This is a genomic window from Janthinobacterium sp. Ant5-2-1, assembly GCF_001445815.1.
In the GTDB taxonomy this organism is placed as follows: domain Bacteria; phylum Pseudomonadota; class Gammaproteobacteria; order Burkholderiales; family Burkholderiaceae_D; genus Janthinobacterium; species Janthinobacterium lividum_E.
On record NZ_LNCE01000166.1, the window covers coordinates 44,336 to 54,303 of the forward strand.

Here is a 9,968-nt window from a genome sequence, read left to right on the forward strand (position 1 = left end):
TAACCCGGCGCCATGGCGTCAAACATGTCCTTGCCAACGGCCCCTTGACCATGAAAGAAATCTTGCGTTCATGTTGTGCAGGCGGCTGGAATTACGGTATCGCAAACAATGGCAAGCATGAATCGGATTCATCGATGCCATGGTAGTGACTTTTTTATATCGTGTTTGTGACGATGTGTGAGTATGTTGCCGCCTATTTGGTGCACACTTTGCCGGATATAAATCCGGGAGTGCCGCCATGACCAGGTCACGCAGCTTGCCGCCACGATTGCTGGGAGCACGCTTCCGTGGCTTTTCCCTGCTGCCGCTGGCCATTTCATTTGTCGTGCTGGTATGCCTGTCGCTGCTGGCGATCCAGCTATGGATGACCTTGCGCGCCCGCGAAGTGCAACTCGATGAAGCGGGGCGCGAAAGCGCCAATCTGGCGCAATCTGTGGCGCAGCATGCCTATGACACCATCAAGGAAGCCGATACGGTGCTGGTCGGACTGGTGGAGCGGGTGCAAACAGACGGTGTTTCCGATCCTGAACTGGCCCGCATGCACAAGTTGCTGGTCACGCGTGTCGCCGAGCTGCGCCAGTTGCACGGCATCTTCATCTATGCCAGGGATGGCAGCTGGCTGGTGAACTCGCAGCAAACGCTGTTGAGCAATTTGAATAATTCCGATCGCGATTACTTCAACTACCATCGAACGCATGCAGACCGAGGCCCCTATGTCGGGCCTCCCGTGCGCAGCAAATCGACGGGACATTGGATCGTCACCGTGTCGCGGCGTATCAATATGCCTGACGGCAGTTTCGGCGGCGTGGCGCTGGCGACCATCGATATGAATTATTTCAGGGTGTTTTATGAACGCTTTTCGATAGGAAAAAAAGGCGCCATTTTCATTGCAAATGGAAACGGTATTCTGTTATTGAGACGGCCGTTCGACGAAAGTTTACTGGGACGCGATCTTTCGCAGTTTCCCTTATTTCATGATTATTTGCCCAAAAGTCCCGTTGGCACGGCTGTGATCAAGTCGCGAGTCGATGGCGTGACGCGTATCAATAGCTATCGTAGAGTCGAGGAATACCCGCTGGTGGTCTCCGCCGCGTTGTCGCAGGATGAAGTGCTCGCTGCGTGGCGTGTCGATGCGGTGATGCAAAATGCGGTGGGGGGCGTGCTGGTATTGCTGATCGCGTTCATCGGATACCGCGTGGTGCGGCAGATCGATTTGCGGGTCAAGAGCGAGGCGGGACTGGTCGAGGCGCGCAATGAACTGGAAATGATCAATGAAACCCTGGCCCGCCTTGCCAATCAGGATGGGTTGACGGGGCTGGCGAACCGGCGCCACTTCGACCAGTCGCTGCTTGCCGAGTTCAGCCGTGCTCAGCGTGAGGACAGCTCGCTTGGGCTGGTGTTGATCGACGTCGACTTCTTCAAGCAATACAACGATATCTATGGCCATGTGGCCGGCGACGAGTGCCTGAGAAAAATCGGCAAAGTGGTCGGCTACAGCATGCGCAGGCCGGGCGACCTTGCGGCGCGCTACGGCGGCGAGGAAATGGTCGTTTTATTGCCCGGTACGGATATGCAGGGCGCATTGGCGGTGGCGGAAGGCGTTCGCCAGGCCGTGCAATCGCTGGGAATCGAGCATAGTGGCAATCCTCTCGGCGTAGTGACGGCCAGCGTCGGCGTGGCGGCTTTTATGCCGATGCACCGGGAAAACCTGCCGGTCGAGTTGGTTGAGCTTGCTGATAGGGCACTGTACAAGGCCAAGGCATCGGGGAGAAATCAGGTTTGTTATGAGTCTTCTGGCAAAAGTGCCGAGCAGGCCGCCACTGCTCTTGCGTTTCGATAGCCGTTGTTGACGGTGCATGAGCCGGGGCGGCTTTGGGCTGCGTCCTCGGTGGCGCGTGCGCCAGCCCTGTCCATGTACAATCGGCAACATTCGGATCGACGTATCCGCCCCTTCATTGCGGAGTACGTTCAAGCGTGACACAAACATTGCAAACCTGGCTGCTGGCCTGGCGGGAAGCCTTCACATGCGTCGGCCTGGGGCTGCGCGATGCGCGTCATGCGGGCCTGTGGTGGCGCTCCGCGCTGTGGTGCATGGCGGTCGTGGCGCTGTGGCTGGGACTGTATGGTTACTTCGGCCGTTTTTTTGTCGAGCTGAGCGCCATGCTGGCGCTGGTGTCCGTCACCGGCTTGCTGGGCCTGGGCGTGATGGATGGCGTCGGGACACTGGCCAGCGGGCCGGCCACCGTGTCGCAGATGGGCAATATCGCCGGCGGCCTGGGCAGCGCCGCCAAGGCCATGCTGTCGATCGGCCAGATTGCCCTGGCGTTGCTGGCGCTGGCTGCTTTTTTCTATGTGATGGTCTTTATCGTCGGCACCATCGGCACGGCGCGCCTGCCGCTGCGCTGGCTGCTGGAGCGCGCCAAGGCGGTGGCGGCGCGACGCTATGTAGCGTGGCAGCCTCCGGCCGGCCTGGATGCATCCTCCGCGCGCCCCGCCTGGCGGCGGCGTCTGTTGCTGCTGCTTTCCCTCTTGATTCCCGTGTGGGCCATGTGCGTGCTGATCTCGTACTTGCTGGCCTGGAACATCCAGATGGTCTACGGCGCGGCGGCCGAAGAGGTGCTCGGCGCGGAACAGCAAGCGGCGTTGCGCCGCGAACAGCGCCCGGCGATTTTTGCTCTGGGCCTGCTGCTGTGCTTGCTGATGCTCGTCCCGGTCCTCAATTTACTGTTGCCAGCCGTGCTGTGCACCAGCGTTTGCCATTTGCAGCGCCGCGGCTGGCGCGCAACGCATGCATTAATCAAAGTGGAGTGAACATGAGTGAACACGCAAGACGCGGCACCCTCGAGCGCGCTATTGAAATCGCCGCCGCCACCCATGCCGGCCAGACGGACAAGGGCGGCGCGCCATACATATTGCACCCTTTGCGCGTCATGCTGCGCGTCGCCCCCGGCGCCCAGCAGATTGTCGCCGTGCTGCATGACGTGGTGGAAGACAGCGATGGCAAAGTCACCTTCGACGACCTCGCGAGTGAAGGATTTTCCCAGGAAGTCATCGACGGCGTGCGCGCCGTGAGCAAGATAGAAGGCGAGTCGTATGAAGCGTTTATCGCCCGCGCGGCATTGAATCCGGTGGGCAAGGCCGTCAAGCTGGCGGATCTGGCTGAGAATAGCGATTTGTCGAGGATAGAGATGCCGACGGAGAAGGATTTGGAGAGGGTGGGGAAGTATCGGCGGGCGATTCAGCAACTTATGTCGCAGCAATGATTCTTGTGTGCCGAGATCGTGTTCGAATGTTGGATTTAACCTCGGCGCACTTGTGAAGATGTTGGTACAAGGTTGAGGTCTTGTGCAAATGGCGAAACTGATCCCGGCCGCCGATACTTCTCTTTTCCTGCGCGCGGGTTTGTTGATGCTCATAGCGGTACGCAGTGAACGCGAGCTGAGGCGTCACGCCATTGGAAGCAGGCATACCATCACCACCATTCCAATAGCAACTTTGTCTGTTTGGAAGGGGATTTCGCCGCGCTCTTGAAAACCCTGTTTCGCGTAGAAGCGGCGAGCATTTAAGTTGGTTTTGAGCACATCTAACCATATCAATCTCTCCCTGCGCTCCACCGCCAGATCATGAATGTAGCTCAAGAGCTGCTTTCCATAACCGCGTCCAGCCTCGGATTTGAGGAAGTATATCTTCTGCAGCTCCAGGCCCACTTCGCCGCTGATAGGCGCCGGTTTCGACAAGTTGACCTTGGCGAAACCGACGACTTTCCCGCTTTCGTCGGAAGCGACAAGCCAGACTTGTTTCAATGAAGTCAGCGAATTTTCAAGCGTGCTGGAAGAAAAATCTTGGTCCAGGAAATCTGATATTCCGGTAGCGGACCAAATATCCGAAAAATGCTCACGGTAGGTCTGGCAGCCTATTTCCTGTAGAGCGCGCAGGTCTGCGATTTCAGCTTCACGGATATTAATCATATTCTTTCGGTTTGATCAGAAATGGAGATGCAATGATATTGTAAATTGCATCATTCTGTTGGGACTCTGTGGGCGGAGTCGTGCGGTGAACAGCGGAACGAGAAGTCCGATCCGCCATTCGTACACGACCTGAGCGGCTGATGTTGTCGTTAGGAAAAACCGCCTGCGGCGCAAAGCTAGTCAGAAGAATCGGAGAGGGTTGCGCTTGCAAGCGCAACCCGGTTTTGCGGCGCCGAGCTGCGCTCGCCGAAGTCCCGCAAAACCCCCGCGCCCGTACCGGACGCGGATGCGACGCACGCGCTCTGCATGCATGGAATAAATAAAAAGGGCCTCCCCGCCAAAACGGGGAAGCCCTTTTTATTTATTCGGTGGTGGAGACGGCGGGAATCGAACCCGCGTCCGCAAGCACTCCACAGACAGTTCTACATACTTAGCACTATCATTTAATTTAACTCAGCCAGCACGGATGTGCACGTTATGGGCAAGCGAGTTACCTATTATTTAGTCGGACGCTAAGTAACCCAGCATACGACGAGTCCCTGTAAATGACTCTAGAGCTTTTGACGGCCCACCCCAGGGACGAGGTGTTCTAGAGCTAACAGCGATTAAGCTGCCAGTGCGTACGAGTTATCGTTTGCAGTTAAGTTTTTTCAGGTTGTATTTACGAGGTAGCCCGCCCTCGGTATGCCCTGCGCTGCTTTGCAACCCACGTCGAAACCAGGTCGTCCCCACAGAACCTTCATTGTAGCGCAATCTGCCCACTCTTGCATGATGCATTCGCGCCATTGACGTAAGGGGTCTGACCCGCCGGGTCAGACCCCAGCTTTCCGCTGCGAAAAGTAATGCGTCTCAAGCCGCCAACTGCCGCTCCTGCGCCGCCTTCACCACGCCGGTCACCAGCTCCAGCAAGGCCAGTGGCGTATCGAGCAAATGGTCGGCGTTCCAGTGCTGCGGTTCGACGGCGCCGCAATACCCCCAGGCGCAGGCGACCGTGCGCATGCCGGCGGCGCGGCCGGCCTGGATGTCGCGCAGGTCGTCGCCCACGTACCAGCAGTCTTCCGGCGCCAGATCCAGGCGGCGGGCCGCTTCCAGCAGGGGGGCGGGATGCGGTTTCGGGTGGGGCATGGTGTCGCCCGAGATCACGCAGCCGGCGGCGCCCAGGCCGATCTGGCCGACCAGCGGGGCGGTGAAGCGGGCGGCCTTGTTGGTGACCACGCCCCAGGCCAGACCAAGAGCTTGCAGGCCGTCCAGCATGGCGGGGATGCCGTCGAACAAGCGGCTTTCCACTGCCAGGGCCGCTTCGTAATTGTTCAGGAAGCCGTCTTTCAGGGCTTCGTAGCCGCTTTCGCCAGGAGCTATCCCATACGACGCGCCTATCATGCCGCGTGCCCCGGCCGAGGCCGTGGGGCGCAGCACTTCATACGGGGTCGGCGCCAGGCCGGCGCGCGCGCGCAGCAGGTTGATGGCCGCCGCCAGGTCGGGCGCGGTGTCGGCCAGGGTGCCGTCGAGGTCGAACAGGATGGCGCGCGGGGCTGGCAGATGGTCAGTGATCATGGCGGGCAAAGTGTGTCAAGTGGGAATGAAAAATGGCGGCCGCAGCCGCCTTGTATTGTGCGTGATGGTTACAGCGGCCGGGTGCAGGCCACCAGGTAATTGACGCTCGTATCGCTATTAAGTGAGTAAATCTTGGTCAGCGGATTGTAGCCCATGCCGCGCATGCTGTTGACGTCCAGGCCGGCGCTGCGCAAGTATTGCGACAGTTCGGCCGGGGTGATGAATTTGTCGTAGTCGTGCGTGCCTTTCGGCAACAGACGCAACAGGTATTCGGCGCCCAGGATGGCGAACAGATACGCTTTCGGGTTGCGGTTCAGGGTCGACAGGAAGACGTGGCCGCCCGGTTTGACCAGCGCGGCGCAAGCCTTGACGATGGCGGCGGGGTCCGGCACGTGCTCGAGCATTTCCATGCACGTCACGACGTCGTACTGGCCCGGCTCTTCCTCTGCCATGGCTTCGGCGGCGATCAGCTTGTAGCGTACTTTGGCGCCCGATTCCAGGCTGTGCAGGTCGGCAACTTTTAGTGCCTTCTCTGACAGGTCGATGCCCGTCACGTCGGCGCCTTTGCGGGCCATCGATTCGGCCAGGATGCCGCCGCCGCAGCCGATGTCGATCACGCGCTTGCCGGTCAGCGGCACTTTCGCGTTGATCCATTCCAGGCGCAGGGGGTTAATTTCGTGCAGGGGACGAAACTCGGAAGTGGGGTCCCACCAGCGGTGGGCCAGCTCACTGAATTTTTGGATTTCGAGAGGGTCGGCGTTCATAGGTCGAATAATAGCGGCAATTTTACAATTGGGCAGCCACGGACGAAAAAAAACCCCGCCGTAGCGGGGTTTTTCATGCTGTTCTTGACTTGCGCGATGACTTGCGGCAAGTCCAGAGGTTCAGCAATTACTTGTTGCGGGTACCAACAACTTCGATTTCCACGCGACGGTTTTTCGCACGGCCTTCGGCAGTTTTGTTATCAGCAACAGGTTGTTTTTCGCCTTTGCCTTCGGTGTACACGCGGTTGCTTTCAACGCCTTTGTTGACCAGGTAGGCTTTGACAGCATCAGCACGACGTACCGACAGTTTTTGGTTGTAAGCATCGGTGCCGACGGAGTCGGTGTGACCCACAGCGATGATGACTTCCAGGTTGATGCCACCCAGTTGCGCGGCCAGCTCGTCCAGCTTGGCTTTGCCTTCTGGCTTCAGCGTAGCTTTGTCGAAATCGAAGAATGCATCAGCAGCGAAGCTGACTTTTTCCGAGGTAGGAGCAACTACGACTGGCACTGGCACGACTGGTGCTGGTGCTGGAGCAGGTACGACTGGTGCTGGAGGAGCCACGCATTTGCCGTCTTGCAGGGTTTCTGGCTCTACGCACAGTGGTACGTCGCAACCTGGCACTGCGTCAGCAGGTGTCCAGTAGCCGGTACGCCAGCACAGGCCGAATGGGTCACGCACGATCACGCCGCGGGCATCTTGCACGTAAGCGCTTTTTGGGCTTGGTGCTTTGATGTCAGTGGTAACTGGCGCGAATGGTGGGGAGGTTGGGGTTTGGGCCGAAGCCGAGCCAGCAATCACTGCGGATGCAGCGAAAAACAGCGTTACAAATTTATTCATTCTTTTTTCCTTTCGGGGGGTGATATCCGCAGAACAACACTGCGCTACTGGTGCTACGTGCCAAGATTTTATCATGTAGACCATATGCGCTCGTTTCAGATTGCGAAACTAGCAATTAACTTCCCAGTCATTTTGCCACACGCATCAGGGGCACACGACCGTGGTTAAATCAAAGCTTGCCCGATTTTAGACCGTGCGTTGTTTTTGCGCAACGAAAATGCCCATTTGTAACGCGTCTGTAACAATTGATCGCTTTTTTTGCCTCTTTTAAGGGCAGGTGGCTTGAACTGACATTGCCATTGTGCATTATCGACAGTGCAACATGCACGGCTCCGGTGCAAACTGCCAATCTTGCCGGTATGGCCAATTTGTACAGGTAGCTGGGCGCGCATGCTAAAATCGTGCGCTTGACTGTTAAGAGTGTCGAGCAAATGCCCACGGCGGCACGGCATGGCCAGCACGTACCCTTGCGGTACCCGTACTGGCCGCGCCGCCAGCCCGCCGATTTGTTCAGGCACTCTGCGACATGGAAGCCGGGCCACGCCAGCAGCGCGCGGCGCGGCGTCCACGCCGACAGCCACCCAGGATATGCAGTATTGCGTCATACATTGCGTAACAGATAAGTTAACCACAGCCTGAGATCAGTCGAACCGCCAATGGATCAATTCGCAAAAGAAACAATTCCTATTTCCCTCGAAGAAGAGATGCGCAAGAGCTACCTCGATTACGCCATGAGCGTGATCGTCGGTCGCGCCTTGCCCGATGCGCGCGATGGCTTGAAGCCAGTGCACCGCCGCGTCTTGTTCGCGATGCATGAAATGAATAACGTGTGGAACCGCCCTTACGTCAAGTGCGCCCGCGTGGTCGGCGAAACCATGGGTAAATACCATCCCCACGGCGATGCCTCGATCTACGACACGCTGGTGCGCATGGCGCAGGATTTTTCGCTGCGCTACATGCTCGTCGATGGCCAGGGCAACTTCGGTTCCGTCGACGGCGACGGCGCCGCGGCGATGCGTTACACCGAGTGCCGCCTGGACAAGATCGCCAGCGAGCTGCTGGCCGATATCGACAAGGATACCGTCGACTTCCAGCCCAACTACGACGGCAAGGAAAAGGAACCGACGGTCTTGCCGACGCGTATCCCGAACCTGCTGATCAATGGCTCGTCCGGTATCGCCGTCGGCATGGCGACGAACATTCCGCCACACAACATCACCGAAGTCATCGACGGCGCGCTGCATGTGCTGCGCAATCCCGATTGCACGATCGATGAATTGATCGAGCTGATCCCGGCGCCGGACTTCCCGACGGCCGGCATCATCTATGGCGTGTCCGGCGTGCGCGACGGCTACCGCACGGGCCGCGGCCGCGTCGTCATGCGCGCCAAGACCCACTTCGAAGAATACGGCAAGGATGGCGGCCGCATCGCCATCATCGTCGACGAGCTGCCATTCCAGGTCAACAAGAAATCCTTGCTGGAACGTATCGCTGAAAACGTGCGCGACAAGAAGCTCGACGGCATTTCCGACATCCGCGACGAATCCGACAAGTCGGGCATGCGCGTGGTGATCGAGCTGAAACGGGGCGAAGTGCCGGAAGTGGTGCTCAACAACCTGTACAAGCAGACCCAGTTGCAAGACACCTTCGGCATGAACATGGTGGCTCTGGTCGATGGCCAGCCCAAGCTGCTGAACCTCAAGCAGATGCTGCAATGCTTCCTGTCGCACCGCCGCGAAGTGGTCACGCGCCGTACCGTGTTCGAACTGCGCAAGGCGCGCGAACGCGGCCACGTGCTCGAAGGCCTAGCCGTTGCGCTGGCCAACATCGATGACTTCATCGCCATCATCAAGGCCGCGCCGACGCCGCCGATCGCCAAGGTCGAGCTGATGGCCAAGGCCTGGGATTCGTCCGTCGTGCGCGAAATGCTGGCCCGCACGGGCGACGGCACGACGCCGGGCGGCGTGGATGCTTACCGTCCGGAAAACCTGCCGAAGCACTACGGCATGCAGACGGATGGCCTGTACAAGCTGTCGGACGACCAGGCGCAGGAAATTTTGCAGATGCGCCTGCAGCGTCTGACCGGTCTGGAACAGGACAAGATCGTCAACGAGTACAAGGACGTGATGGAACATATCGCCGATTTGCTCGACATCCTGGCCAAGCCGGAGCGCGTGACCGTCATCATCACCGATGAAATGACGGCGGCGAAGAACGAATACGGCGCCGGCAACAAGGACGTACGCCGCTCGCAGATCGAGTTGAATGCCACCGACCTGGAAACGGAAGACCTGATCACGCCGCAGGACATGGTCGTGACCCTGTCGCACACCGGCTACATGAAGGCCCAGCCGATCACCGAATACCGTGCGCAGAAGCGCGGCGGTCGCGGCAAGCAGGCGATGGCGACGAAAGAGGAAGACTGGATCGACCAGCTGTTCATCGCCAATACGCACGACTACATCCTGTGCTTCTCGGATCGTGGCCGCATGTACTGGCTGAAGGTGTGGGAAGTGCCGCAAGGCTCGCGCAATTCGCGCGGCAAGCCGATCGTCAACATGTTCCCGCTGCAGGACAACGAAAAGATCACCGTGATCCTGCCGCTGTCGGGCGAGAACCGCACGTTCCCGGAAGACCATTACGTGTTCATGTCGACCAGCCTCGGTACCGTGAAAAAGACGCCGCTGAAGGACTTCAGCAATCCACGCAAGGCCGGCATCATCGCGGTCGACCTGGACGACGGCGACTTCCTGATCGGCGCGGCGCTGACCGACGGCCAGCACGACGTGATGCTGTTCTCCGATTCGGGCAAGGCAGTGCGCTTCGACGAAAACGATGTGCGTC

At 58.8% G+C, this 9,968-nt stretch carries 8 protein-coding genes and 1 other RNA gene; 4 read left to right on the forward strand and 5 right to left on the reverse strand.

Features of this window, described 5'->3' with window-relative positions:
- The first annotated feature begins 238 nt into the window (after positions 1 to 238).
- The 3 genes from ASN89_RS27145 (at position 239) to ASN89_RS29810 (ending at position 3,263) form a co-directional block, all read left to right on the forward strand.
- Complete coding sequence (locus ASN89_RS27145; RefSeq protein ID WP_058051397.1) at positions 239 to 1,840, forward strand: sensor domain-containing diguanylate cyclase; 1,602 nt, start codon at positions 239 to 241, stop codon at positions 1,838 to 1,840.
- A gap of 134 nt (positions 1,841 to 1,974) precedes the next feature.
- Entirely contained in the window at positions 1,975 to 2,811 is an 837-nt protein-coding gene (locus ASN89_RS27150; RefSeq protein WP_152988719.1) for a hypothetical protein, read from the forward strand.
- A gap of 2 nt (positions 2,812 to 2,813) precedes the next feature.
- Positions 2,814 to 3,263 (forward strand): HD domain-containing protein, encoded by a 450-nt coding sequence (locus tag ASN89_RS29810; RefSeq protein WP_058051399.1) that lies wholly within the window; start codon positions 2,814 to 2,816, stop codon positions 3,261 to 3,263.
- Positions 3,264 to 3,446: 183 nt separating this feature from the next.
- Here ASN89_RS29810 and ASN89_RS27160 read toward each other — a convergent pair whose 3' ends face one another.
- The 5 genes from ASN89_RS27160 to ompA all read right to left on the reverse strand — a co-directional run bounded on the left by ASN89_RS27160 (position 3,447) and on the right by ompA (position 7,124).
- Entirely contained in the window at positions 3,447 to 3,968 is a 522-nt protein-coding gene (locus ASN89_RS27160) for a GNAT family N-acetyltransferase (RefSeq protein WP_058051400.1), read from the reverse strand.
- A gap of 369 nt (positions 3,969 to 4,337) precedes the next feature.
- Positions 4,338 to 4,698: a transfer-messenger RNA gene (gene ssrA / locus ASN89_RS28465) on the reverse strand.
- Positions 4,699 to 4,817: 119 nt separating this feature from the next.
- Positions 4,818 to 5,522: an HAD family hydrolase gene (locus ASN89_RS27165; RefSeq protein ID WP_058051405.1), complete on the reverse strand. Its 705-nt coding sequence runs from the start codon at positions 5,520 to 5,522 to the stop codon at positions 4,818 to 4,820.
- Positions 5,523 to 5,590: 68 nt separating this feature from the next.
- Complete coding sequence (ubiG, locus tag ASN89_RS27170) at positions 5,591 to 6,286, reverse strand: bifunctional 2-polyprenyl-6-hydroxyphenol methylase/3-demethylubiquinol 3-O-methyltransferase UbiG (RefSeq protein WP_046682686.1); 696 nt, start codon at positions 6,284 to 6,286, stop codon at positions 5,591 to 5,593.
- Between the two features lie 127 nt (positions 6,287 to 6,413).
- The gene (gene ompA / locus ASN89_RS27175; RefSeq protein WP_046682685.1) at positions 6,414 to 7,124 is read right to left on the reverse strand and encodes an outer membrane protein OmpA; all 711 of its coding nucleotides are present in this window, start codon (positions 7,122 to 7,124) and stop codon (positions 6,414 to 6,416) included.
- A gap of 656 nt (positions 7,125 to 7,780) precedes the next feature.
- On the opposite strand from ompA, the gene gyrA reads away from it, so the two are divergent.
- Positions 7,781 to 9,968 (forward strand): DNA gyrase subunit A (gene gyrA, locus ASN89_RS27180; RefSeq protein WP_058051406.1); only part of this gene is annotated, 2,188 nt, incomplete at its 3' end.

Coding starts and splice junctions, on each gene's coding strand:
- ompA (WP_046682685.1), bottom strand. CDS start 7,124: ATGAATAAATTTGTAACGCTGTTTTTCGCTGCATCCGCAGTGATTGCT.
- ASN89_RS27160 (WP_058051400.1), bottom strand. CDS start 3,968: ATGATTAATATCCGTGAAGCTGAAATCGCAGACCTGCGCGCTCTACAG.
- ASN89_RS29810 (WP_058051399.1), top strand. CDS start 2,814: ATGAGTGAACACGCAAGACGCGGCACCCTCGAGCGCGCTATTGAAATC.
- ubiG (WP_046682686.1), bottom strand. CDS start 6,286: ATGAACGCCGACCCTCTCGAAATCCAAAAATTCAGTGAGCTGGCCCAC.
- ASN89_RS27145 (WP_058051397.1), top strand. CDS start 239: ATGACCAGGTCACGCAGCTTGCCGCCACGATTGCTGGGAGCACGCTTC.
- ASN89_RS27165 (WP_058051405.1), bottom strand. CDS start 5,522: ATGATCACTGACCATCTGCCAGCCCCGCGCGCCATCCTGTTCGACCTC.